Raw genomic sequence first — 22,606 nt, 5'->3', positions numbered from 1 at the left:
TTCGGGCATGGTTTTCCGTTTTAGACCTTGCGAAAACCTTGGCTCTCTACTAAGTGAAAGCCATGCCTGAAAAAGATACACGCATTCTCATCCTGGGCGTCGGCAACATCCTGTTCACCGACGAAGGCTTCGGCGTCCGGGTGGCCGAGGATCTGGAGCAGAAATACCAGTTTTCCGACAACGTCACCGTGCTCGACGGCGGCACCCTGGGACTCAAGCTCATGGGCCCGATCATGGAGTCGGACTACCTGATCATCGTGGACATCGTGCTCAACGACGGCGAGCCGGGCGAGATATTCCGCCTGCTGGGCGAGGATTTGAACAAGGCGTGCGCCTTCAAGAATTCCCTGCACCAGACCGACTTGCTCGATACGCTGGCCCAGTGTAGCATCATCGGAAACGTCCCGGACGAGGTGGTTCTCTTCGGCATCGAGCCGGTCAACTACCACGACATGTCCGCCGCCCTGTCCCCGGAGCTCACGGCCCGGCTGCCGCAGATGGAAGCCCTGGTCCTCGATGAAGTGGAGCGCGCGGGCGGCTCCTACGCCCTTCGGACGGACAAGAACCCCGCAACGGAGAAGATCTATGTGCCTCGCGATACCAGCAGAAATTCTTGAAATCAGTGACGGCGTCGCCACCTGCAAGGTGGGCGAAGGCGACACCACGGTCCAGGCGTCCATCATGCTCATGGACGAGGACGTGCACATCGGCGACTACATCATCATCCACGCCGGGTTCGCCCTGCGCAAGCTCGACCCCAAGGAGGCGGAGGAAAGCCTCAAGATCCTCCGCGACATGGTCGAACTCCTGGGCGGCGAGAACTATCAACACGAGATGCTCTAGCCGTCCCAGCCGTCCCGTCGGACGCGCGAAAAGGCCCGGAACGAAACCGTTCCGGGCCTTTTTGCGTGCCGGGTGCGGAAGTTAGTGGCTCACGGTCTTGGAAAAGATGTTGATGACCGCCACCCCGGCCACGATCAGGCCCATGCCGAGCATGGCCGGAAGGTCCAGGGACTGCTTGTAGACGACCACCCCGGCCAGGCCGATGAGCACGATGCCGAGCCCCGCCCAGATGGCGTAGGCCACGCCCATGGGGATGGTCCGCAGGACCAGGGCCAGGAGGAAGAAGGCCAGCCCGTACCCGGCCACCACCACGGCGGACGGGCCGAGGCGGGTGAACCCGTCGCTCGCCTGGAGCGCGGTGGTGCCGATGACTTCGCAGACGATGGCCAGGGCCAGATAGACGTATCCCATGTTGCTCTCCAGCGAGGTCGTTACGGCCGGACGCGCCGCTTCCGGCCGGGCAGGAACGAGGTGCGCAGAAAAGTCGGGCTGGCGAAGGCCAGCGGGTTGCGGACCACCAGGTCCGGCAGGATGTGGTACCAGCGGTAGCCGAGCCCGTGGAAGTAGGCCCGGGCGCGGTCCAGATGCCCGGTCTCCCGGGCCGCGTGCAGGGCGGCGTCCCGCTGGCAGCGCGACCGTGCAAGCGGCCGCAGGATGCGCTCGCTGAACCCGTAGCGCAGGAGCATCCCCTTGATCCGGCGGTACTCCCGATGCCGCGACACGCCGTCGGCCAGGGCGAAGAAGGCGACCACCAGCCAGCACCCCCCCCACCAGCCCAGGGCAACACCGGCCGCCGCATTCCCGGCCGACCAATGGGCCACCCCGGCTCCCTTCAGCCCAAGGGCGAGCAAAAGCGCCCCGCTCCCGGTCACATACGGCCACGGCGCGGCCTTCACATACCGCACCCCGCGCCCCACCACGCCAAGTTTCTCTCCTCTCCGCATACCCCAACCCCTAGCCCACCAACCACCCAAAGGTCAAACCCGCCCCCCCAACCAGATGCCGTCATTCCCCCTTCGCCGCCCCTAGCGATTCGGGCGGCGCAGCCGCCCGACAACGACGCACCCGCACCACCCCATCGCCCCCCATCTCTTCACGACGCCCCAGCGATTCGGGTGGCGCAGCCGCCCGACAGCGACGCTCGCGCACCACTCCCCCCTCGACATCTCAAGCGCCTTGGGCGGCGCAGCCACCCAACAGCGACGCGACCGCACGGCCTCCCGCCAGCCCCCCTCCCGCGCCCCTCCCCACCCCCGATCCCGCACGGATCGAGGCTTCGCAGAGTGGGTCAGCCGTGCATTTTCCGAGGGGGGATTTGACCGCAGCGTAGCCCCCCTACGTGAGGATCAAATCCCCCCTCGGAAAATGTGCGGATGGCCCGCTATCCGAAGCCGCCGCCCGAAGCGGCAAATGTGCGGATGGCCCGCCATCCGAAGCCGCCGCCCGAAGCGGCAAATGTGCGGATGGCCCGCCATCCGAAGCCGCCGCCCGCAGGCGCAAGCCCGAAAAAAAGAGGCCCGGCATAAGCCGGGCCTCTATTTTTTCGCGCGTTCGCGCCTGCGCAATTACAGGACGCGGAACTTCTTGACGTTACCGGTCTTGTTATCAATGACATGCACGCCGCAGGCGATGCAGGGGTCATAGGAGTGGACGGTACGCAGGATCTCGACCGGGCGTTCCGGATCGGCGATCGGGGTGTTGTCCAGCAGGGCCTCTTCGGTCGGGCCGGGGATGTTGTTGTCGCAGCGGGGACCGAGGTTCCAGGTGGACGGGACCACGAGCTGGAAGTTGTCGATCTTGCCGCCCTTGATGCTCATCCAGTGGCTCAGGCCGCCGCGGGGGGCGTTGACGAAGCCGACGCCCTGCGCCTCGGAGGGCATGTCCCAATCCTTGCAGATGTCGAGGTTGCCCTTGGCGATGTTCTCCTTCAGATCGTTGACCATGTCTTCGGTCTTCAGGCAGGTGATCAGGCACTCGATACCGCGGGCGCCGGTGCGGCCCAGGGTCGAGAACAGGGCATCCGGGCCGACTTCCAGTTTGCCGAGCACGAAGTTGACGTACTTGACGAACTCGGGATGACCCAGGCCGTAGTTGACCAGACAGGTGGCCAGGGGGCCGACCTCGGTGGCTCTGCCGTCGTAGCGGGGAGCCTTCATCCAGGAGTACTTCGCCTTGTCGTCCAGGCTGGTGTACATGGGATCGGTGACGCCGGCGTAGGGATGCTTGGGCGTGTCGTCCTTGTACCAGGAGTGCTTGACGTGCTCTTCGATCTTGGTCGGATCAAAGGCCATGACGTCGGTGATCTTGCGGTCGAAGATGACGCCGGGTTTGATGTACCGGGAGTTCAGGTCGGCCTCGCCACCCTGAGCCGGGTATTCGCCGAAGCTCATGAAGTTGGTGGTGCCGCCGATCTTGGCCCAGTCCTTGTAGTAGCCGGCAACGGCGATGAGGTCCGGGATGTAGCAGTCGAGGATGAAGTCCTTGATGTCCGCGTACAGAGCCAGGAAGTCATTGATGTACTTGTCGGTCAGGCCTTCGTAGCAGGTCACGCCACCCATGACGGTGAACTGGGTGTGCGGGTTCTTGGCGCCGAACACTGCCATGGCCCGGGCGGCCTTGACCTGCAGGTGCAGGGCGTTGAGGTAGTGGTTGGTGGCCAGCAGGTTGACCTCGGGCGGCAGGACGTAGGCCGGGTGGCCGCCGAGGAAGTAAGCGTTGGTGAAGATGCCCAGACGGCCGGAGTCGACGATGCTCTTGACGGTGTCCTTGGTCTTCTGAAGGTCTTCCTTGGAGGAGACGATCTTGGGATCGGGGCGCACGGTCTTGGCGACGGCGGCGGCGATTTCGGCGGTCTTGCTGACGTCGGCGGACAGACAGCCGGTGACGTCAACGAAGTCCAGGGCATGCAGGTGATAGAAGTGCACGATATGGTCATGCATGAACTGCGCGGCCATCACCAGGTTGCGGATGATGGTGGCGTTGTGGGGCAGTTCCTTGTCCACGCCGACGGCGTTGTCGACGCAACGGATGGAAGCGAGCGCGTGCACGTAGGTGCAGACGCCGCAGGAGCGCTGGGTGAAGTGCTGGGCATCGCGGGGATCACGGCCTTTCAGGATGATCTCCAGACCGCGGAACAGCTGGGAGCTGCTGCGGACGTCAACGATTTTGCCATCTTCGACCACGGCCTCGATGCGCAGGTGACCCTCGATCCTGGTGACCGGATCAACTACTACGTCGTGTTTCCCGTGCGCCATCGGGGCGGCTTTGGGGGAGCAACCAGACATATTGTATCCTCCTTAAGAATTCTGATTCAGTCTGCGTTAGTTGAACGAAACCTGGCGACAACCCATTAGAGCTGGGTCAGGTCGCTGTAGAAGTAGGTCTCGCCATCCCAGTCGGCGCCGTCCCAGAAATCGGGCTGCGAGCAGCCGATGCAGGGATGGCCGGACTGAACAGGCCAGTTGTACTGGTTGAACTTGACCGTGGGGCAGTTGTTGAAGGTCTCGGGACCACGACAACCGAGTTTACGCAGACACCAGCCCTTGCGGGCTTCTTCGGAACCGAAGGAAGGTGCGAATTCGTCAGCGTCGAAATGCGCCTGCCTCGGGCAGTTGTCGTGCACGGTCTCGCCGTAGAAGGGGATCGGACGGCCGACGGCGTCGAGCTCGGGAACACCCTTGGTGAGGAAGTGCACGATGGTGCCGACCAGGGAGAACGGGTTCGGCGGGCAGCCGGGCACGTTGATGATGGCCTTGCCCGGGAACAGTTCGCCGATGCCCTTGGCAGCGGTCGGGTTCGGGGCGGCCTTCTGCACGCCGCCGTAGGAGGCGCAGGTGCCGTACGTGATGGTCGCGGCGGCGCCGTTGACGACCTTGGTGGTCGTGTCGAGCATGGTGTGCCCGCCGACCTTGCCGTAAGCGCCGGCCTCGTTGGCGGTACCGGCCGGAGCGGTCGGAACGCCGCCCTCGATGACGGCCACGTAGTTGCCGCCGTTGACCGTATCCCACAGGGCCTTTTCGGCGGCGTGACCCGCTGCGGCCATGATGGTTTCATGGTAGTTCAGCGAGATGTAGTCCAGGATGAGGGCGTCGATGTAAGGCTCGACGGTTCTCAGGATGGATTCCGAACACCCGGTGCATTCGGCGTTGTGCAGCCAGACCACGTTGGGCCTGTTGTCAGCTGTGAGGGCCTCGGCGACTTTCGGGGCGAAAGCCGGACCCATGCCCATCACTGCGGCCACGGTTCCGCAGAACTTCATGAAATCACGCCGGGAGACACCGCGCTTTTCCAGCCGTTCCACGGCACCTTCCTTGCCATGACCTACGGAAAATTTCATAGAACACCTCCGTAATAAAATGAGTCTGTTATGCTGAGAACACCGTTATTCCCAGCACAACCGCCGGGCACACGCCCGAACTCGGACCTAGACCGTCTCTTTGCCACGATTAACAAAAAAGTGACACGATCAACATTCTTTTTCCGAGTTCGTGCTATAACCCCCCGGAAAAATTAATTAACAAAGTCCTATCGCGCTTTACAAACAAAATCAATAGGCAACTTCAAAAAACTTTCAAGCGAATCGGCAAGCTAGGGTCCAGACGAGAACACGTGACAAAAATCACAGGACGTCCTGTCCGCAAGCCCCGGCGGGCCGTGGGTCGCACCGGCCCGGCCGCCCGAACCGCCCCCCTCGGAACGGCCGACTTCCGCCCGCAAGAGTCGGAAAATGACAAAACAAACAATAATTGATTCCATTCTTCCACTCCGGGTACAATTCGGCTAGAACAGGAGCCGAATCAACAATCCGAGGAGGACCTTTCCATGGGTGTCATCATTGATCTTTCCATCTTTCCCCTGGACAAGGGCGGTTCCGGCCTGAGCACCTACGTCTCCCGCGCCCTGAACGTCATCAAGGAGTCCGGGCTGAAATACCGCCTCTGCCCCATGGGCACCAGCATCGAAGGCGAATGGGACGACGTCATGAAGGTGGTGGACGGCTGCTACCGCGCCATCGCGAAGGACTCGGACCGGCTGTACATGACCATCAAGGTGGACGCCCGCAAGGGCCGCGACGACGGCATGAGCCAGAAACTCCACAGCGTGGAAAGCAAGCTCGCGTAGGGAGCGACCGCCCATGGCCGCACCTCCGGACAGACAGGCCGAACGGGCCGACGCCCCCCGCCCGGGGCCGCCCGGCATGTTCGACGCCAGGTCCCTGGTCTTCAAGTTCCTGGTGCGCATCCTGCCGCTTCTGGTGGTGGGTACTCTGACGCTCATGCTCGTGGTCGGGAACTTCACCCGGCACGACGCCATGACCAAGATCGACACCGACGTCGGCGTCTTCGCCACGGCCACCAGCCGCGTGCTGGACGGGCTGCTGTGGAACTACCAGACCGAGGAGATGGTCAGCGCCCTGGCGACCATCTCCAGCAACCCGGCCATGCTCGGGGCCGAGATTTACGACGAGAAGGGCGACCTCTTCCTGTCCTACGGCATCACGCCGGAGGACCGGGTGGACGGGCTCAAGACCGTGTGGCGGGACATCTACCGGCGCATGCCGGACGGGACCCGCGCGGACATGGGCAGGCTGGCCATCCACTACACGCACACCTTTGCGGAGCGGCGCTTCCGCCAGGAGTTCCTGTGGCAGATGATCTCCTACCTGGCGATCATCGCCGTGACCCTGGCCGGGGCGGTCTTCGCCTTCCACCGGACCGTGAGCCGCCCGCTCGATGCGCTGCTGGCCGCCATCCGCACCACCGGGGAGACCGGCCGCTGGACCGAGGCGGACTGGCGCAGCGACGACGAGATCGGCGAGGTCATCGAAGCCCACAACGCCACCCTGCGGCACATCGCGGCCAAGGAGGCGGCCCTGGCCGACAGCGAGAAGCGCTACCGCCAGCTCTTCGAGAACGCTCTGGTGGGCATCTACCTCATCGCGCCGGACGGCATGGTCATCGAGGGCAACAGGACCGTGGCCGACATCATGGGCTACCCGTCCACCGGCAGCATGGTCAGGGTCAGCGCCCTGAACCACTACGTGCACCCCGAGGACCGGAACCGGCTGTGGGAGCTCCTGCGCCGGGACGGGGAGGTCTCCCGCTTCCGGCTCCAACTGCGCCGCCTGGACGACACGCGCCTGTGGGCCGAGCTCTCGGGACGGCTGACCCCCGAGGGGTTCTTCAACGGCATCATGCAGGACGTCACGGACCAGGTGGCGGCCGAGCGGGCCATGGCGGAACGCGACGAACTGCACCGCGCCTTCTTCGAGGAGAACAAGGCGGTCATGATCCTGCACGACCCCCTGGACTCGACCATCCAGTTCGTCAATCCGGCGGCCTGCCGATACTACGGCTACAGCAACGAGGAACTGACCTCCATGACCATCCGCCAGCTGGACTGCATGAGCGACGACCAGATGTACCGGGAGCTCAAGGCGGCGTCCGAAGAGCGGCGCAACTATTTCAAGCACGTGCACACCCTCAAGGACGGCACCCGGCGGGACGTGGAGGTCTTCACCGGACCGGTCTCCCTGGGCCGCCGCCAGCTGCACTACTCCATCGTCCACGACGTCACCGAGAAGCGGCGGCTGGAGGCACGCCTCGAACGCATGGCCACCCGCGACCAGCTGACCGGGGCATACAACCGCCACGCCTTTTTCCAGCGGGCCCGGCACGAACTGGCGCGGGCCAGGCGGTTCAACCGCCCCCTGGCCGTGCTCATGTGCGACCTCGACCACTTCAAGGAGGTCAACGACTCCCACGGCCACGCCATCGGGGACGAGGTCCTGCGCACCTTCGCCCTGCGCTGCAGGGCCGATTCCCGCAAGACCGACGTCTTCGCCCGCATGGGCGGCGAGGAGTTCGCCGCCCTGCTGGTGGAGACCGACGCCGAACGGGCCGTGGAGGTGGCCGAACGCATCCGGGCCATGACCGCGTCCAAACCCGTCTCCACCGAGGTCGGCGACATGGCCGTGACCGTGTCCATCGGGGTGGCGGCCCTGAACGCCGAGGACTCCATCAACGAACTGCTCAAGCGGGCCGACGAGGCCCTGTACAAGGCCAAGGAATCGGGCCGCAACTCGGTGGTCCTGCGCTGACCGGCGCGGTCGCCGGACAGCCGGCAGCAATCATCCGCAACAAGGGAAAAGGAACCCCGCCGTGTCCATGATCACCCAGCAGAACGTCCAGTTGAAACCGGTCTCGCGCGGGAACTACCTGATGCGCAACGTGCTCAGGCACAACGTGGTCTTCACCGAGGGCGGCAAGGGCGACGCCGCCTACATCCTGACCGAGGGCAGGATCGAGATTTCCGGCACCGTGGCGGACCGCAAGAAGGTCTTCGCCATACTCAAGCCCATCTCCATCTTCGGCGAGATGGCCCTGTTCCTGGACGACGGCGTGCGCACGGCCACGGCCATCGCCCTGGAGGACTCCAAGGTCATCGTGGTCACGCGCGACGACCTGGAGGAATTCATGCGCCAATCGCCCAGGGTCATCGCCTCGATCATAACCGTGCTGGTCAACCGGCTCAAGGCCACCACGCGCAAGGCCATGAAGGTCCCGTCCGTGGGGCTCGGCGTGGTCCGCATCCTCGACCTCTTCTCCGCCTGCGGCACGACGGAGCTGAAGTACGACGCCACGGTCAGGAGCCTGGCCGAGGCCTTCGTCGCCGGACCGGAGCGCATCGAGGGCTATCTCCACGGCCTGGCCGACCAGGGTCTGGTGGCCATCGGCCGGGACGCGGACGACGTGCGCATCATCCGCATCCGGGAGCGGGACCTGCTCGGTGCGGTCATGCGCAACCGGGAGGAGGCGTGACCGACTTCCTGCGCACCGTCCTGCGCACGGACCGCTGCCTGCTGCGCCCGTGGCGCGCGGAGGACACGCCCCTGATCCCGCCCGTGGCCAGCACGCGGGACATCTCCTGGAACACCTCCTTCCGCTTTCCCCACCCCTTTGACGAGACGGCGGCCAAACGGCTGGTCCGCTGGAGCCGCGACGGCGCGGGCGAAGACAAGTGGCAGTTCGCGGTCTTCCTCGACGGGGAGCTGGCGGGCAGCTGCGGGACCGTCCGGGGCGAGGGCGTGGAGGCGCACACGGCCACCACGGGCTACTGGCTCGACCCGTCTCTCTGGGGCCGGGGGCTGGCCACCGAGGTCGTCACCGAGCTGGTCCGCTACATGCGCGACCAGACCGCCATCGAACAGCTCACGGCCACCTGCTTCGGCTGGAATCCGGCCTCGCGCCGAGTGCTGGAGAAGACCGGCTTCCGCCTGGAGGGCGTGCGCCGGGGGGTGGTCCGCAAGTGGGGCCGGACCACGGACCTGTGGATTTACGGCCAGTGGCTCTGAGCCCGGCCTAGTCCAGGGCCACCAGTTCCAGATCGCCCCAGGCGGCCACCTTGGCGTCGAACTGGGCGAAGACCCCGTCCAGCCCGTGGGGGGCCAGTTCGCGGGCCCGCTTCAGGACCCGGTCCAGATCCTTTTCCGAGTGGAGCAGATTGCCCAGGGCCGTGGCCGCGGCGTCGGCCAGCCGGGCGTCCCGGGCGCGCACGGCCACCAGGTCGCCGGTCCCGAGGCTCAGGGAATGGCCGATGGTCCCGCTGGAGGCGCACAGGGCCACGGGAAAGGCGTCGGCCGCCAGGCGCAGGCCGATGGACGCCCCGGACTCGGGCTCGGCCAGCAGGGCGACCACCCGTTCGCGCGTGGAGCACAGGTAGGTGTCCCCGCCGTTCTCCACCAGGATGTTCGGGCTGCGCGGCGCGAAGGCCTCGCCCACGGCCTGGGCCACGGCCCCGGCCACGGCGGCCATGGGCCCCACTCCGCACGATGCGGCCGCGTCGGCCATGGCCCGGACGATGTCCGGCGCGGTATCAGGAACGGCCACGGGCGTCAGGCTCTCGGCGAACTCCCGGTGAAAGAGAATCCAGTTCTTGATATCGCCGCGCACCTTGGTCACGAAGGCCGCGATCTCGTCGCGCAGGTCCAGCTCGGCGACCACGAGCAGGTCGGTCTGCTCCACGGCCACCTGAAAGCGGACCTCGCCCTCCCGGGCTCGGACCATGCGCCGGTAGCCGCGCTCCGAGGAAAGATGCTTCCCGCCCATCACCAGCCCCTCCGAACCGATGTTCCAAACACGGAACAACATACGAACACGTTTACGAACATTTTTTCCACACCACCCCCGGTTATGAACATTTTAGGAACACCCCTCATCCACACCAAACCCCGCAAAGCGGCACTAAAAAGTTTAGGAAGGAAGAGGGGATGGGGGTCCGGGGGAAGGGGAGAGGGAAACCCTTTTCTCAAAGGGTTTCCCTCTCCCCTTCCCCCGGCCGCCGGAGGCCTCCCCCTTAAAACCCCTCGTCGGCGTTGATGAGAACGATTTTGATGCGGCCTTTGGGGAAGGATTTTTCGGTGATCGTCCAGACGTTGCAGATGCGGTCGGGCGAGGAGCAGTCCATGCAGTAGCCGGTCTTGACGCAGGGGGTCTTCATGTTCAGGCGCATGGTGTTGACGGGCGCCACGTACTCCTTGATCCGCTCCATGGCCCGTTCCAGGTCGGGCACGAGCTTGTTGCGGCCGATGAGCAGGACCACGTTGCGCGGGCCGAAGGTGATGGCCCCCACGCGGTTGCCGTACATGTCGAGGTTGACCAGGTGGCCCTCGCGGGTCACGGCGTTGGTCCCGGTGAAGAAGCAGTCCGCCAGCAGGGCGCGGCGGCGCAGCTCGTACTTGTCCTCGGTGGACAGGGACTGGTCCCAGGTGTCCAGGGCTTCGTAGTCCGGGCTGTCGCGCAGGTAGTCGTACAGGCCGGAGGCGGCCAGGGTGGCGGACCCGCCCCAGGACACGGTTTTGGGCCGGATGTCCGGCAGGATCTCGTTGACCACGACCTCGCGCGCCCCGGCCGGGGTGTCGGCCATGTACACGTCGAAGCCGTTGTGTTCGAGCTGTTCCTTGAGATCGGCGAGGTTCAGACGCCAGTAGTTGTCCATGGGCTTGTCCATGCTGTCTCCGATATATACTTCCTTAGAAGGGTAAATTGTGGCAATTGGGAAAACGGTCGTTTTTTCACTCGCCAAGCGGTGAAAAAGCTTGTAGCAGAAAACCCGCCCGGCCGGAAGCGGGGTCCCGGAACGACCGTGAAAATAGCGCTTGACGGTCCCGGTGGCAGCGGTTATATGCTTCCGTTCAACGCAACTTCCAACAAAATTTCACTCTTCAGGAGATTACCGATATGAAACGCACGTATCAGCCCAGCAAATGCCGTCGCAAAAGAACTCACGGTTTCCTGGTGCGCTCCCGCACCAAAAACGGTCGCAAGGTGCTTGCCCGCCGCCGCGCAAAAGGTCGTAAGAGATTAGCCGTCTAGCTTGGAACAAGGAGCGCCGGCTGCTCAGAAGCCCTGAATTCAAAGCTTGTTACGAACAGGGCAAGAAGCATTTCACCCGAAGTTTCATCCTGTTCATCCTCAAGCGCAGCAGCCCCGGACCCGGTATACGTCTGGGGCTGACTGTCAGTAAAAAGATGGGGCATGCAGTGGCGCGCAACCGTATAAAGAGGGTGGTGCGCGAGTATTTCAGGCTGCATCAATTCGATTTTGATTTGCCTCTGGATGTCGTCGTTGTTCCGAAGCGGAACCTTGAGGCCAAGCAGCTGACCCTCGCCCTCGCCACAGAAGAGTTTACCCCGCTTTTAAGCCGTTTGCGGGCGGAAGCGGCGGCCTCTTAGAGAGGAAATGATGCGCTCCATTTTTCTGGCGCTCATTTGGTTTTACCAAAAACTCATCTCCCCCTTGCTGCCTCCGGCGTGCAGGTTCCATCCGACGTGCTCCGAGTACGCCAAGGAAGCCCTGATCCGCCACGGCGCCTTCAAGGGGAGCCTTCTTACGCTTTGGCGTCTCCTTCGTTGCCAGCCTCTATGCCGCGGGGGATTTGACCCCGTCCCGGCCGTTTGGCCCGATTCCAAAACCAAAGCGAGATTCACCCCATGGAGAAGAAGGAGCAAATCCGTCTTGTAATTGCCCTGGTCCTGAGCTTCATTGTCCTCTTCGGATGGCAATATCTCACCGGGCCCTCGGCGGAACAAAAGGCGGAAATGGCCCGCAAGGCCGCCGAGGCCGAGCAGAAGACGGCCGCCCTCACCCAGAAGACCCAAGACGCAGCCGAACTCGCCAAGGAAGCTGCTCCCGTTGCCGATTTCGTGCCCACCGACGGCGTGTCCGTCACGGTGGACACCCCGCTGTACACCGCCGTGTTCACTTCCCAGGGCGGCGTGCTCGAAAAGTTCATCCTCAAGAACTACCGCGAGACCATCCAGAAGGACTCACCGTTCGTGGACCTGGTCGGTCCCAACGCCTTCGCCAAGGGGCCGCTGGGCCTGATCCTGACCCTGAACGACAAGGAATACCACACCTGGAAGCGCGGCAAATGGGCCTTCTCCGGCTCCGACCTGACCCTGGCCGAGGGTGACGGCACCAAGACCCTGACCTTCACCGGCCAGGTGGACGGCTACCGCATCGAGCGGGTCCTGACCTTCCACCCGGACACCTATCTCATCGACGAGTCCGCCACGGTCACCAACCTGACCGGCACCGGGGCCGAGGGCGCCCTGTCCTTCACCGCCGCGGCCAAGTCCATGTCCGACGAGGACGACCGCTACAACCCGACCAAGATCGCCTACCTGACCAAGGACACGCGCAAGGAGATGACCGACCGCGACGACCTCAAGAAGGACGGCATCACGGCCCCGGCCGACCTCAAGTGGGGGGCCATCGAGTCCAACTACTTCCTGTTCGCGGTCATTCCCGGCGGCGAGAACGCCTCCCTGTCCGGCGGCGTGCAGGACGACATCTTCCGCATGGCCGTGACCGACAAGGCCACCTTCATGCCCAACGTGGCCAAGACCCTCAAGACCAGCTACTTCGTCGGTCCCACGGACCGCAAGATGCTGAACGCCATGCCCAACGACCTGGCCGACGCCGTGAACTTCGGCTGGTTCGACTTCCTGGCCAAGCCCCTGCTGGTGGGCCTGAACTTCTTCTACGGCTTCGTCGGCAACTACGGCGTGGCCATCATCATCCTGACCGTGATCATCAAGCTGATCTTCTGGCCCCTGTCCCAGAAGAGCTACGGCTCCATGGAAAAGATGAAGAAGCTCCAGCCCATGGTCGCCAAGCTGCGCGAGAAGTACGGCGACGACAAGCAGCGCCTCAACCAGGAGACCATGGCCCTGTACAAGACGTACAAGGTCAACCCCATGGGCGGCTGCCTGCCCATGGTCGTGCAGATTCCTGTCTTCTTCGGCCTGTACAAGGCCCTGCTCGGCGCCGTGGAACTTCGCCACGCGCCGTTCATCGCGCACCTGCCCTTCACCGACCTGCCCTGGCTGGCCGACCTGTCCGCCAAGGACCCGTACTACATCTCGCCGATCATCATGGGCGCGTCCATGTTCCTGCAACAGAAGATGACCCCGAGCGCGGGCGATCCCACGCAGCAGAAGATCATGCTCATCATGCCGCTGGTCTTCACCTTCATGTTCCTCCAGTTCCCCTCGGGCCTGGTCATCTACTGGCTGTTCAACAACCTCCTGTCCATCGGACAGCAGTTGATGATCGCCAGGAAGTCCAGGGTCAAGACCGCCGCGAGCAACGACTAACGCCTCCGGGGGGCTTCATCACCCCGGCTTGATAAGGATACGAGAATGAGCGACTTCAAGGAATTCCAGGGCAAGGACCTGGACGAAGCAATCGAAAGCGCATGTGACTATTTCAACCTGCAACGCGAACGCCTGGAAATCGAGATCCTGGCCGGAGGCTCCTCCGGCATCTTCGGCATCATGGGCGTGAAGAAGGCCAAGGTCCAGGCCCGGCCGCGCGCCCAGGTGAACGCCTCCGACATCCTCAACGGCGAGACCAAGCCGTCCAGGCCCAAACGCCAGGCCAAGCCCAAGGCCGAGCCCAGGGTCGAGGAAGCCCCGGCCAGGGCGGAAGAACCTCTGCCGGAAGAGCCCCTGGACGACGACGAATTCGACGACATCGAGGACATCGCGGACATCCGGGAAGCCGACGTGGTCGAGGAGTACGAGGACGAGCCCAACGGCAACTTCATCCCCGTGGAGGAGTTCAACGACGTCAACGGCAACGTGGCCCGGCCCGAGCCGGACGACGACGCCCCCCGCCGCGCCCAGCGCGACCGGAAGCCCCGCCAGCCCAAGGGCGGCGAGCGGAAGGGCCGCGAACGCAAGCCGCGTGAGCCCCGCGAGCGCAAGCCGCGCGAACCCCGTGAGCCCAGGGAGCCCCGCGAACCGCGCGAACCGCGCGAGGAACGTCCCCGCACCGACATGTCCGAGTTCGACCCGGCGGCCCTGGAGACCGCCGTGCGCGAGGTCATGGCCGAGCTGCTGACCCCCATCGTGGGCGAGACCCCCGTGGAGATCACCCTGGAATCCGACCGGGTCAAGGTGTTCATCGACGACGAGGAGAACTCCGGCCTGATCATCGGCCGCGAGGGACAGACCCTGTCCTCCATCCAGTACCTGGTCAACCGCCTGGTCTCCCGCAAGATGGAGGGATCGGTGCGCATCCAGGTGGACACCGGCGACTACCGCGAGCGCCAGGACGACAAGCTCCGCCAGATCGCCTGGCACCTGGCCGAGAAGGCGGACAGCCTGGGCCGGACCCAGTCCACCAAGCCCCTGTCCTCCTACCACCGCCGGGTCATCCACCTGGCCCTGCAGGACAACGAGGCGGTCTTCACCCGCTCCAAGGGCGACGGTCCCATGAAGCGCGTGCTCATCGTCCCGAAGAGCCGCAAGAGCAATAACGGCCGCGCACGGTACTAACGGCGCGGCTTCCGATAGCGGGCCATCTGCACATTTTTCGGGCTTCGTTAAATCCTCACCGTAGCTAGGCTACGCCACCGGTTTAACTTCGCCCGAGGAAATGCACCGCTGCCCCACTCTCGAAAGCCTTATGAATCCGAAAAGGCCGCTCACCCGAGCGGCCTTTTTCACGTCTGAACGGCTTTGCCATTCCGGCGAAGCTCCTGTAAGGAATCTCCATGCTCGATCCCCGGCACGCACAGGACACCATCGCGGCCATCGCCACCCCGCCCGGCGACGGCGGCGTGGGCATTATCCGCATCAGCGGACCCCGCGCCCGGGCCATCGCCCGCGCCCTGTTCCGACCCGCTGTCGCGTCCTTCACGGACTTCGCGCCCTACCGGCTGCACCACGGCCGGGTGGTCGATGCCCGCGAAGCGGTCCTGGACGACGTGCTCTGCGCCTTCATGCCCGGCCCGAACTCCTACACCGGCGAGGACGTGGTCGAACTCAACTGCCACGGCGGACGCACCGTGCTCGCCGCCGTCCTGCAGGAATGCCTGGACCGGGGCGCGCGCCTGGCCGAGCGCGGCGAGTTCACCTACCGCGCCTTCATGCACGGGCGCATGGACCTGTCCCAGGCCGAGGCCGTGGCCGAGATGATCCACGCGCCCACCAAGGCGGCCCTGCACCTGGCCCAGGTCAAGCTGTCCGGCCTGCTCGGGCGCAGGATCGCGGACCTGCGCGCCCGGCTCGAAGGGCTGCGCGCCCAGCTGGCCGTGGCTGTGGATTTCCCGGACGAGGAGCTGGAATGCCTCTCCCCGGACGAGCTGGCCGGAACCGTCGAGGCCGTGCGCGCCGACATCGCCGGGCTGCTCCGCGCCGTGGACCGCACCCGGGCCTGGCGCGAGGGGGCCCTGGTGGTCCTGGCCGGACGGGTCAACGCGGGCAAGTCCAGCCTGATGAACGCCCTGCTCGGCCGCAACCGGGCCATCGTCACGGACCGCCCCGGCACCACTCGCGACTACCTTGAGGAGACCCTGAACCTCGACGGGCTGTCCATCCGCCTGGCCGACACCGCGGGCATGCGCGCCACGGACGACGCCGTGGAGGCCGCCGGGCTGGAGATGGGCCGCGAACTCAGGGACCGGGCCGCCCTGGTCCTGCTCCTCCTGGACGGGACCGCGGCCGCCGACGCCGAGACCCTGGACGCAGCCCGGCGCATGGGCCCGGACAAGGGGCTGGCCGTGCTGAACAAAGCGGACCTCGACGCCTTCGACGAGACCGGCGGCGCACAGCTTGCGGCCCTCGGTTTCGAGACCCTGGCCGTATCGGCCAAAACCGGCGCGGGGCTGGACCGGCTGGCCGCGCGCATCCGCGAGCGGGTCCTGCGCGGCGCGGGACAACCCGACCCGGACGAACTCGCGCCCAACGCCCGCCAGGCCGCCGTGCTGGCAGAGGCCGACCGCGAGCTGGCCGGCCTGGCCGCCGACGCCGGGGCCGGAATCCCCTACGACCTCCTGAGCGTGCGCCTGGAGACCGCCTGCGACGTGCTCGCGTCCATCACCGGCGAGATCGCGGCGAACGACGTCCTCAACGCCATCTTCGATACCTTCTGCATAGGGAAATGACATGACCGACCAACCCGAAATTATCGACGTGCAGCACGTTACCTGCGGCCTGGTGCCGCTCATGCAGACCTACCTGGAGGGCTCGGAACCCGACGTGGAGAGCCTGTCCTTCAAGGTCCGCCAGGGCATCCAGACCGAGTTGTGGAACTCCTTCGGCACGGGCAGCCGCTGGCGGCTGACCGACATCCGTCAGGACCTGTTCTTCGACGTGGCCACCTTCGTGCGCGTGCAGGTCTCCGAGCTCGACCCCCTGGGTCTGGCCGACTTCTAGCCCCCGCTGCGGAACGAAAGAGCCCCCGCCGGTCCATGACCGGCGGGGGCTTTCGGTTGCTTGTCGCGCAGGCGGCCTAGGCGTCGGTGATGTGCTCCGCTCCGGCGGCCGGGGCTTCCGGGGCCAGGTAGCGCAGGACCAGGTAGCCGAGAATCCCCGAGACCAGGGAGGCGAACAGGATGGCGATCTTGGCCAGGGCCACCAGGGAGGTGCCCTCGTCGAAGGCCAGGTTGCCGATGAAGATGGACATGGTGAAGCCCACGCCCGCCAGGCAGGCCGCGCCCCACAGGTGGACCAGGGTGGTCCGGTCCGGGAACCGGGCCAGGCCGAGCTTGCTGACCAGCAGGCACGCCCCGGTCACGCCGACCTGCTTGCCCACCACCAGGCCGAGGAACACGCCCAGGGCCACCGGGGAGAACAGGTGGCCGAAGACCTCGGCGTCCATGGGCACGCCCGCGTTGGCCAGGGCGAAGACCGGCATGATGAAGAAGGAGACCCACGGGTGCAGGGCATGCTCGATGTTCTGCAACGGCGTGGTGGCCGCCTCGTAGGCGTGCTCCATGGCGTGCAGGGCCATCTGCTGCTCCTTGTTGGTCAGGACGTTCTTGCCCGGCGTGATGGCCAGCTCGAAGACCTCGGCGGCCTCGCGCAGCTCCGAGACGAAGGCGGCGCAGTTCATGCGCGTCCCGGCCGGGATGGTCATGGCCGCCAGCACGCCCGCGATGGTCGCGTGGATGCCGGACAGGAGAAAGGCGAACCAGACCACCACCCCGAGGACCAGGTACGGGATGGAGTGGCGGATGCCCCAGCGCAGGTTGAGCACGGCCATCAGGGCCAGGGCCGCCAACCCTACCAGCAGGGCCGTCAGGTTCAGGGAGGCGGTGTAGAAGACGGCGATGACCAGGATGGCCCCGATGTCGTCCACGATGGCCACGGCGGTCAGGAAGATCTTGAGGCCCACGGGCACCCGGTTGCCGAGCAGGGACATGATCCCCAACGCGAAGGCGATGTCCGTGGCCATGGGGATGCCCCAGCCCGCCATGGACTCGTGACCGGCGTTCAGCCCGAAGAAGATCAGCGCGGGCACGGCCATGCCGCCCACGGCCGCGGCCACGGGCATGATCGTCTGGCTCGGGGTGGACAGCCCGCCCACCAGGAGTTCGCGCTTGATCTCGAGCCCCACCAGAAAGAAGAAGATGGCCATGAGCCCGTCGTTGATCCACAAAAGCGCGGGCTTGGACAGGACCCAGCCCCCCACGCCCACGGTCAGCCGGGTCTGCCACAGCCCCTCGTAGGATGCGGCCCAGGGCGAGTTGGCCCAGATCAGGGCGACCACGGTGCAGGCCATCAGCGCGATGCCGCCGGCGGCCTCCATGCGGAAGAACTTGTCAAAGGAACGGAGAACGTAGTGGATGGGCAGTTGCCTGTCCTCGGGTCGGGTCATGGGGGGCTCCTGTTGCGGTTAACGACGCGAGTATACCAGTATTCCCATGGAGGGCAACTCCCGGCACGATTCCCTTCCATGTTACGGCCCGGCGACGACGGCCCGCCCGGATGATCACGGAAATGGAACCTTCGGAGGTTGCCTTCGGGTCCACGGGGGATTACTAGACTGTTTGCCGTTTTCACAACGACCGGAGGAAACCATGCGTAAAGGCGTGACCGACGACAAGGCCGTGGCGGCCGACATCCTGGACCGGGCCGAGGTCATCTGGCTGGCCCTGAACGACAGCGAAGGCCCGCACTGCGTGCCCGTGAATTTCGCGCGCGAGGGCGACACCCTGTACGTCCACTCGGGCAGGAAGGGCCGCAAGGCCGCCTGCCTGGACTCGGGAGCACCCCTGGCCTTCTCCGCCGCCGTGGACATGCGCCTCAAGACCAGCGACGAAAACGCCTGCGAGCTGGGCTACCGCTTCCGTTCGGTCATGGGCGGCGGCGCACCGCGCGCCCTCGATGGCGAGGACAAGCTGCGCGCCCTGGACCGGATCACCCTCAAGTACGCGGGCCGGGCCATGCCCTACAACGAAAAGGTCCTGGCCGTCACGGCCGCCTACGCCATCGACATCACGTCCGTCACCGCGCGGATCAAGGACTAGGAGGGAACCATGATCGCCTTTTTCATCGGCGACTCCCTGACGCTCGGCTGCGGCGACGCCTCCGGGCTGGGCTGGCCGGGCCGCATCGCCTCGGCCATGATGCACGCGGGCCATGACCTGACCTGGTACAACCTCGGGGTCCGGGCCAACACCACCACCAAGATCCGCGAACGCATGCGGACCGAGGTGACCCGCCGCTTCCTGCCCGGCCAGGACACCCGGCTGATCCTCTCCTTCGGGGTGGCCGACATCGCCAACGACGTGCCCGCCGCCCTGTCCTACGACAACGCGGAGGCCATCCTGGCCGAGGCCATGTCCATCGGGCCGACCCTGTTCATCGGCCCCATGCCCGTGGGCGATCCCGAGCGGACCGAGCACATCGTCCAGCTCTCCCTGGGCTTCGAGTCCGTGTGCGACCGGCTCGGCGTGCCCCATGTCCCGGTCATCGGCTTCCTCCGGGATTCCGCCGCCTACACCTCGGCCCTGGCCGACTACGACAATGTCCATCCCGCGGCCAAGGGATATGCCACCCTGGCCGATTACCTTCTGCAAACCCACGCGGTCCGGGACTTCCTCGGACTGGAGTAACATATGAGCGATCTGAAATCCTTTGCCAGCGACAACAACTCCGGGGCCCATCCGGCCATCATGGATGCCGTGGTCCGCGTCAACCGGGGGCACCTCAAGTCCTACGGCGACGACGAACTGTCCATCCACACCGACGAGGTCTTCAAGGAGTTCTTCGGGTCTGTGGCGCGCATCCACTACGTGACCACCGGCACGGCGGCCAACGTGCTCGGCCTGCGCTCCGTGACCGAGACCTACAACTCGGTGCTCTGCGCCGAGCAGGCCCACATCAACAACGACGAGTGCGGCGCGCCCGAGGCCTTCGGCGGCATCAAGCTGGTGCCCATCCCCTCCCCGGACGGCAAGCTCACGCCCGGCATGATCGCCCCCTACCTGGGGCACATTGGCTTCGTCCACGCCTCCCAGCCCCGGGTCATCTCCATCACCCAGCCCACCGAGGTGGGCAACCTGTACACCCTGAAGGAGATTGAGGACCTGGTGGAGTTCGCCCACGACCGCGACCTGCTGGTGCACATGGACGGGGCGCGCCTGGCCAACGCCTGCGCCGCGCTCGACTGCTCCTTCTTCGACATGACCACGGCGCTGGACATTGACTTCCTGTCCTTCGGCGGGACCAAGAACGGCTGCCTCATGGGCGAGGCCGTGATCTTCCTCAACCCGGACATCGGCCACGGCTTCCCCTACCTGCGCAAGCAGGCCATGCAGCTGGTCTCCAAGATGCGCTTCGTCTCGGCCCAGCTCGAAGCCTACCTGGCCGACGACCTGTGGCTCAAGAACGCGCAAAACGCCAACGCCATGGCCAAGCGGCTGGCCGAAAAGGCCGGGGCCATCCCCGGCGTGACCATCAAGGGAACCGTGGACTGCAACTCCCTGTTCGCCCACCTGCCGCCCAAGGCCACGGAGATCCTGCTGAAAAAATACTACTTCTACATCTGGAACGAGCACGACCAGACCGTGCGCTGGATGACCTCCTGGGCCACCACCGAGGCCATGGTGGACGAGTTCGTGGAGGACATCCGCAAGGCCATGGAGGCGGCGTCGTGAGCCGCAAGCTGAAGCGCCTGTGCGTCTACCTCGGGTCCAATCCGGGCAACAACCCGGCCTACGTGGCCGCGGCCGAAGCCGTGGGCCGCGAGCTGGCCGCGCGCGGGATCGGCCTGGTCTACGGCGGGTCCTCCACCGGGCTCATGGGCCGTCTGGCCGACGCCTGCCTGGCGGCGGGCGGCGAGGCCATCGGGGTCATCCCCAAGCGGCTGGTCGAGAAGGAGATCGCCCACCAGGGACTGACCGAGTCCCACGTGGTCAACTCCATGCATGAGCGCAAGCAGCTCATGGCCGACTTCTCGGACGGGTTCATCACCCTGCCCGGCGGCATCGGCACGCTGGAGGAATTCTTCGAGGTCCTGACCTGGAGCCAGATCGGCTACCACGCCAAGCCGTGCGGTCTGCTCGACGTCAACGGCTACTACACCTGCCTGGCCGAGCACATGGACCGCATGGTCGCCGAGGGCTTCCTTCTGCCCGACCACCGGCGCATGGTCCTGACCAGCCCCGACCCCGGCGAGCTCATCGACATGTTCGCCGAGTACGATCCGCCGAAGGTGGACAAATGGATTGAAATGAAAAAGGGCCTCTAGCGAGGCCCTTTTTCATTCGTGCGTGCGCCCTATTGCAGGTGCCCGGCGTTGTGCAGCTTGCGCTCGTCCGCCGGGGGCGGCGTCCACTGGTAGGTCCAGGTCTCGGACAAGGTTCGGCCGCCCGAGGTCAGGACCAGGCGCAGGTTGATCGGATTTTCGCTCTCGTCGGGCGGAACGAGGTCGAAGCGCACCCTGTAGCCGTTGACCGCATGGAGGGGCAGGACCGAGGACAACTCCACTTCGCCCGCCGAGGCCGTGATGGAGGCCTCGACCTTGGCGTCCCTGGCGAGACCGGCCAGCGGGCCGCCTGCGAAATCGACCACGAACCGCTTGCCGTAGTGCGTGCGCCGCTTGCCCGCCTCGCCGCCCAGCCCGGTGAAGGTGTCGACCGTCCGGGCCAGGTCCGCGGGACCGGGCGAGGCCGTGCCCCAGAAGAGATCATAGCTGTAGAGCAGTTCCCGGCCGGGCACCACGGGTTCGTCCGGGTGCCAGAAGGCCACGATGTTGTCGAAGGTCTCGTCCAGGGTGGGGATCTCCACCAGCTGCACCGACCCCTTGCCCCAGTCCCCGCGCGGGACCACCCACAGGCCGGGCCGCTTGTCGTAGTAGACCCCGTCGTCCTGGTAATGGTCGAAATTCTGGTCGCGCTGGAGCAGGCCGAACCCCCTGGGGTTGTCGTCCATGTAGGCGTTGAAGCGCAGGGAGCGCGGGTTGTTCAGGGGCCGCCAGAGCCACTCGCCCGCCCCGGTGTGCAGGGCCAGACCGTCCGAGTCGTGGATTTCCGGCCGCCAGTCGTAGCCGGTGCGCCGGTCGTTCTCGCCGACCATGTACATGCTGGTCAGCGGGGCGATGCCCAGCCGCTCGATGGGTTTGCGCGGATACAGGGCCGCGTCCACGCGCATGGCGAGGGTGTCGCCGGGGGTGATGTCGAAGCGGTAGGCCCCGGTGACGCTCGGCGAATCCAGGAGGGCGTAGACCGTGGCCGTGTCGCTGCCCGGCTCGGGCCGCTCCAGCCAGAAGGCGGTGAAGACCGGAAACTCCTCGGGCCGGGGCAGGGCCGTATCCACGGCCAGCCCGCGCGCGGACAGGCCGTACTGCATCTCCTTGCCCACGGCGCGAAAATAGCTCGCGCCCAGGAAGGCGACCACGTCGCGCTCCCAGTCCGGGGAGAATTGCAGCCGGAAGCCCGCGAAGCCCATGTCCCTGGGGAGCCTGGCCGGGTCGATGCCGGACGTGCCGTAGTCGAACAGCCCGGCGTCGCTGGCGATCCGCGTGGCCTTGCCGTCCTTGAGCGCATAGATGGCCACGGGCCGCTTGAAGTAGAGCCCGAGATGGAAGAGCGTGGCCTGGAATTTCGAGCCCCCGTCGCGCCACAGGGCGTGGTCCCGGTTGTAGCGGATGGCCTGGTACTGGTCCCAGGTCAGGTCCGAGACCGCCTCGGGAATCTCGCCGTCATGGTCGGCCCAGGGCTGCCCGGCCAGGGCGCGGGCCATGCCCTTGAGGGCGGCATAGTCGAAGGTTTCGGCGGAGCGCGATCCGGCGAAGGCCGCGTCGGGCAGGGCGGGCAGCGCCAGGCCCGCGAGAGCGAGCAGCAGCGCGGCCAGAAAAAACGCCCGGCGCGGGGCGGCCGGGGAAATACGGGCGATGGTCATGGGTGTCTCCTTGTCCCGGGGACGGCGCCTGTCCGGGGTCGTCATGCTTCCGGGGTCGGCCGGGGA

At 65.7% G+C, this 22,606-nt stretch carries 25 protein-coding genes; 17 read left to right on the top strand and 8 right to left on the bottom strand.

Going from position 1 to position 22,606, the window contains the following annotated elements; translation table 11 throughout:
- Nucleotides 1-62: 62 nt before the first annotated feature.
- Both DND132_RS16335 and DND132_RS16330 read left to right on the top strand, forming a co-directional pair.
- A complete protein-coding gene (locus tag DND132_RS16335) occupies nt 63-617 on the top strand; it encodes a HyaD/HybD family hydrogenase maturation endopeptidase (RefSeq protein WP_014323872.1) in 555 nt (184 codons plus the stop codon).
- On the top strand, nt 586-843 hold the full coding sequence (locus DND132_RS16330; protein WP_014323871.1) for a HypC/HybG/HupF family hydrogenase formation chaperone: 258 nt from the start codon (nt 586-588) through the stop codon (nt 841-843). The genes DND132_RS16335 and DND132_RS16330 overlap by 32 nt, the downstream gene beginning before the upstream one ends.
- 81 nt (nt 844-924) lie before the next feature.
- Here DND132_RS16330 and DND132_RS16325 read toward each other — a convergent pair whose 3' ends face one another.
- The 4 genes from DND132_RS16325 to DND132_RS16310 all read right to left on the bottom strand — a co-directional run bounded on the left by DND132_RS16325 (nt 925) and on the right by DND132_RS16310 (nt 5,179).
- The gene (locus tag DND132_RS16325) at nt 925-1,254 is read right to left on the bottom strand and encodes a DMT family transporter (RefSeq protein WP_014323870.1); all 330 of its coding nucleotides are present in this window, start codon (nt 1,252-1,254) and stop codon (nt 925-927) included.
- Nucleotides 1,255-1,274: 20 nt separating this feature from the next.
- A complete protein-coding gene (locus DND132_RS16320; protein WP_238528186.1) occupies nt 1,275-1,664 on the bottom strand; it encodes a hypothetical protein in 390 nt (129 codons plus the stop codon).
- A gap of 744 nt (nt 1,665-2,408) precedes the next feature.
- Nucleotides 2,409-4,127 (bottom strand): nickel-dependent hydrogenase large subunit, encoded by a 1,719-nt coding sequence (locus DND132_RS16315; RefSeq protein ID WP_014323868.1) that lies wholly within the window; start codon nt 4,125-4,127, stop codon nt 2,409-2,411.
- A gap of 65 nt (nt 4,128-4,192) precedes the next feature.
- Nucleotides 4,193-5,179 carry a hydrogenase small subunit gene (locus DND132_RS16310; RefSeq protein WP_014323867.1) on the bottom strand — a complete coding sequence of 329 codons (987 nt, stop codon included), beginning with the start codon at nt 5,177-5,179 and terminating at the stop codon, nt 4,193-4,195.
- Between the two features lie 485 nt (nt 5,180-5,664).
- Here DND132_RS16310 and DND132_RS16305 point away from each other — a divergent pair, with 485 nt between their 5' ends.
- The 4 genes from DND132_RS16305 to DND132_RS17880 all read left to right on the top strand — a co-directional run bounded on the left by DND132_RS16305 (nt 5,665) and on the right by DND132_RS17880 (nt 9,196).
- Nucleotides 5,665-5,964 carry an MTH1187 family thiamine-binding protein gene (locus DND132_RS16305; RefSeq protein ID WP_014323866.1) on the top strand — a complete coding sequence of 100 codons (300 nt, stop codon included), beginning with the start codon at nt 5,665-5,667 and terminating at the stop codon, nt 5,962-5,964.
- A 13-nt stretch (nt 5,965-5,977) separates the two neighbouring features.
- Nucleotides 5,978-7,942, top strand: coding sequence for a sensor domain-containing diguanylate cyclase (locus DND132_RS16300; RefSeq protein WP_014323865.1), 1,965 nt, complete (start codon nt 5,978-5,980; stop codon nt 7,940-7,942).
- Nucleotides 7,943-8,009: 67 nt separating this feature from the next.
- Nucleotides 8,010-8,663, top strand: a complete 654-nt coding sequence (locus tag DND132_RS16295) for a Crp/Fnr family transcriptional regulator (RefSeq protein ID WP_238528388.1) — start codon at nt 8,010-8,012, stop codon at nt 8,661-8,663.
- Nucleotides 8,660-9,196 carry a GNAT family N-acetyltransferase gene (locus DND132_RS17880; protein ID WP_014323863.1) on the top strand — a complete coding sequence of 179 codons (537 nt, stop codon included), beginning with the start codon at nt 8,660-8,662 and terminating at the stop codon, nt 9,194-9,196. The genes DND132_RS16295 and DND132_RS17880 overlap by 4 nt, the downstream gene beginning before the upstream one ends.
- A gap of 7 nt (nt 9,197-9,203) precedes the next feature.
- On the opposite strand, the gene DND132_RS16285 is transcribed toward DND132_RS17880, so the two are convergent.
- Both DND132_RS16285 and DND132_RS16280 read right to left on the bottom strand, forming a co-directional pair.
- Nucleotides 9,204-9,950: a UPF0280 family protein gene (locus tag DND132_RS16285; protein WP_014323862.1), complete on the bottom strand. Its 747-nt coding sequence runs from the start codon at nt 9,948-9,950 to the stop codon at nt 9,204-9,206.
- A gap of 247 nt (nt 9,951-10,197) precedes the next feature.
- Nucleotides 10,198-10,851, bottom strand: a complete 654-nt coding sequence (locus DND132_RS16280; protein WP_014323861.1) for a lactate utilization protein — start codon at nt 10,849-10,851, stop codon at nt 10,198-10,200.
- Between the two features lie 230 nt (nt 10,852-11,081).
- Here DND132_RS16280 and rpmH point away from each other — a divergent pair, with 230 nt between their 5' ends.
- The 7 genes from rpmH (at nt 11,082) to DND132_RS16255 (ending at nt 16,567) form a co-directional block, all read left to right on the top strand.
- On the top strand, nt 11,082-11,216 hold the full coding sequence (gene rpmH / locus DND132_RS18105) for a 50S ribosomal protein L34 (RefSeq protein ID WP_071546398.1): 135 nt from the start codon (nt 11,082-11,084) through the stop codon (nt 11,214-11,216).
- On the top strand, nt 11,204-11,575 hold the full coding sequence (gene rnpA, locus DND132_RS16275) for a ribonuclease P protein component (protein WP_014323860.1): 372 nt from the start codon (nt 11,204-11,206) through the stop codon (nt 11,573-11,575). The genes rpmH and rnpA overlap by 13 nt, the downstream gene beginning before the upstream one ends.
- A gap of 7 nt (nt 11,576-11,582) precedes the next feature.
- Nucleotides 11,583-11,864 (top strand): membrane protein insertion efficiency factor YidD, encoded by a 282-nt coding sequence (gene yidD, locus DND132_RS18100; RefSeq protein WP_081475961.1) that lies wholly within the window; start codon nt 11,583-11,585, stop codon nt 11,862-11,864.
- A complete protein-coding gene (gene yidC / locus DND132_RS16270) occupies nt 11,834-13,501 on the top strand; it encodes a membrane protein insertase YidC (protein ID WP_014323858.1) in 1,668 nt (555 codons plus the stop codon). Before yidD ends, yidC begins: the two co-directional genes overlap by 31 nt.
- 45 nt (nt 13,502-13,546) lie before the next feature.
- Nucleotides 13,547-14,686 carry a Jag family protein gene (locus DND132_RS16265; RefSeq protein ID WP_014323857.1) on the top strand — a complete coding sequence of 380 codons (1,140 nt, stop codon included), beginning with the start codon at nt 13,547-13,549 and terminating at the stop codon, nt 14,684-14,686.
- A gap of 218 nt (nt 14,687-14,904) precedes the next feature.
- The gene (mnmE, locus tag DND132_RS16260) at nt 14,905-16,296 is read left to right on the top strand and encodes a tRNA uridine-5-carboxymethylaminomethyl(34) synthesis GTPase MnmE (RefSeq protein ID WP_014323856.1); all 1,392 of its coding nucleotides are present in this window, start codon (nt 14,905-14,907) and stop codon (nt 16,294-16,296) included.
- A 1-nt stretch (nt 16,297) separates the two neighbouring features.
- Complete coding sequence (locus tag DND132_RS16255) at nt 16,298-16,567, top strand: hypothetical protein (protein WP_014323855.1); 270 nt, start codon at nt 16,298-16,300, stop codon at nt 16,565-16,567.
- 76 nt (nt 16,568-16,643) lie between these two features.
- Here the strand turns inward: DND132_RS16255 and nhaA are convergent, their stop codons facing one another.
- Complete coding sequence (gene nhaA / locus DND132_RS16250; RefSeq protein ID WP_014323854.1) at nt 16,644-18,011, bottom strand: Na+/H+ antiporter NhaA; 1,368 nt, start codon at nt 18,009-18,011, stop codon at nt 16,644-16,646.
- Nucleotides 18,012-18,213: 202 nt separating this feature from the next.
- On the opposite strand from nhaA, the gene DND132_RS16245 reads away from it, so the two are divergent.
- Genes DND132_RS16245 through DND132_RS16230 form a run of 4 tightly spaced genes read left to right on the top strand, consistent with a single transcriptional unit; the run spans nt 18,214 to nt 20,888 of the window.
- Nucleotides 18,214-18,663: a pyridoxamine 5'-phosphate oxidase family protein gene (locus DND132_RS16245; RefSeq protein WP_014323853.1), complete on the top strand. Its 450-nt coding sequence runs from the start codon at nt 18,214-18,216 to the stop codon at nt 18,661-18,663.
- 9 nt (nt 18,664-18,672) lie between these two features.
- Nucleotides 18,673-19,251 (top strand): GDSL-type esterase/lipase family protein, encoded by a 579-nt coding sequence (locus DND132_RS16240; RefSeq protein WP_014323852.1) that lies wholly within the window; start codon nt 18,673-18,675, stop codon nt 19,249-19,251.
- 3 nt (nt 19,252-19,254) lie between these two features.
- Nucleotides 19,255-20,295 (top strand): threonine aldolase family protein, encoded by a 1,041-nt coding sequence (locus DND132_RS16235; RefSeq protein WP_014323851.1) that lies wholly within the window; start codon nt 19,255-19,257, stop codon nt 20,293-20,295.
- Complete coding sequence (locus DND132_RS16230) at nt 20,292-20,888, top strand: LOG family protein (RefSeq protein ID WP_014323850.1); 597 nt, start codon at nt 20,292-20,294, stop codon at nt 20,886-20,888. The genes DND132_RS16235 and DND132_RS16230 overlap by 4 nt, the downstream gene beginning before the upstream one ends.
- Nucleotides 20,889-20,917: 29 nt before the next feature.
- Here the strand turns inward: DND132_RS16230 and DND132_RS16225 are convergent, their stop codons facing one another.
- Complete coding sequence (locus DND132_RS16225) at nt 20,918-22,540, bottom strand: OpgD/OpgG family glucan biosynthesis protein (protein WP_014323849.1); 1,623 nt, start codon at nt 22,538-22,540, stop codon at nt 20,918-20,920.
- Nucleotides 22,541-22,606 lie beyond the last annotated feature (66 nt).

The sequence above is a fragment of the Pseudodesulfovibrio mercurii genome (assembly GCF_000189295.2).
Taxonomy (GTDB): domain Bacteria; phylum Desulfobacterota; class Desulfovibrionia; order Desulfovibrionales; family Desulfovibrionaceae; genus Pseudodesulfovibrio; species Pseudodesulfovibrio mercurii.
This window is presented reverse-complemented; position numbering and strand designations above follow the sequence as displayed.

Bases quoted from the DNA above. Each gene is read 5' to 3' on its own strand.
- DND132_RS16335 (WP_014323872.1), top strand. From the start codon at position 63: ATGCCTGAAAAAGATACACGCATTCTCATCCTGGGCGTCGGCAACATC.
- DND132_RS16330 (WP_014323871.1), top strand. From the start codon at position 586: ATGTGCCTCGCGATACCAGCAGAAATTCTTGAAATCAGTGACGGCGTC.
- DND132_RS16325 (WP_014323870.1), bottom strand. From the start codon at position 1,254: ATGGGATACGTCTATCTGGCCCTGGCCATCGTCTGCGAAGTCATCGGC.
- DND132_RS16315 (WP_014323868.1), bottom strand. From the start codon at position 4,127: ATGTCTGGTTGCTCCCCCAAAGCCGCCCCGATGGCGCACGGGAAACAC.
- DND132_RS16310 (WP_014323867.1), bottom strand. From the start codon at position 5,179: ATGAAATTTTCCGTAGGTCATGGCAAGGAAGGTGCCGTGGAACGGCTG.
- DND132_RS16305 (WP_014323866.1), top strand. From the start codon at position 5,665: ATGGGTGTCATCATTGATCTTTCCATCTTTCCCCTGGACAAGGGCGGT.
- DND132_RS16300 (WP_014323865.1), top strand. From the start codon at position 5,978: ATGGCCGCACCTCCGGACAGACAGGCCGAACGGGCCGACGCCCCCCGC.
- DND132_RS16295 (WP_238528388.1), top strand. From the start codon at position 8,010: ATGATCACCCAGCAGAACGTCCAGTTGAAACCGGTCTCGCGCGGGAAC.
- DND132_RS16285 (WP_014323862.1), bottom strand. From the start codon at position 9,950: ATGGGCGGGAAGCATCTTTCCTCGGAGCGCGGCTACCGGCGCATGGTC.
- DND132_RS16280 (WP_014323861.1), bottom strand. From the start codon at position 10,851: ATGGACAAGCCCATGGACAACTACTGGCGTCTGAACCTCGCCGATCTC.
- rpmH (WP_071546398.1), top strand. From the start codon at position 11,082: ATGAAACGCACGTATCAGCCCAGCAAATGCCGTCGCAAAAGAACTCAC.
- yidD (WP_081475961.1), top strand. From the start codon at position 11,583: ATGATGCGCTCCATTTTTCTGGCGCTCATTTGGTTTTACCAAAAACTC.
- yidC (WP_014323858.1), top strand. From the start codon at position 11,834: ATGGAGAAGAAGGAGCAAATCCGTCTTGTAATTGCCCTGGTCCTGAGC.
- DND132_RS16265 (WP_014323857.1), top strand. From the start codon at position 13,547: ATGAGCGACTTCAAGGAATTCCAGGGCAAGGACCTGGACGAAGCAATC.
- mnmE (WP_014323856.1), top strand. From the start codon at position 14,905: ATGCTCGATCCCCGGCACGCACAGGACACCATCGCGGCCATCGCCACC.
- DND132_RS16255 (WP_014323855.1), top strand. From the start codon at position 16,298: ATGACCGACCAACCCGAAATTATCGACGTGCAGCACGTTACCTGCGGC.
- nhaA (WP_014323854.1), bottom strand. From the start codon at position 18,011: ATGACCCGACCCGAGGACAGGCAACTGCCCATCCACTACGTTCTCCGT.
- DND132_RS16245 (WP_014323853.1), top strand. From the start codon at position 18,214: ATGCGTAAAGGCGTGACCGACGACAAGGCCGTGGCGGCCGACATCCTG.
- DND132_RS16240 (WP_014323852.1), top strand. From the start codon at position 18,673: ATGATCGCCTTTTTCATCGGCGACTCCCTGACGCTCGGCTGCGGCGAC.
- DND132_RS16235 (WP_014323851.1), top strand. From the start codon at position 19,255: ATGAGCGATCTGAAATCCTTTGCCAGCGACAACAACTCCGGGGCCCAT.
- DND132_RS16225 (WP_014323849.1), bottom strand. From the start codon at position 22,540: ATGACCATCGCCCGTATTTCCCCGGCCGCCCCGCGCCGGGCGTTTTTT.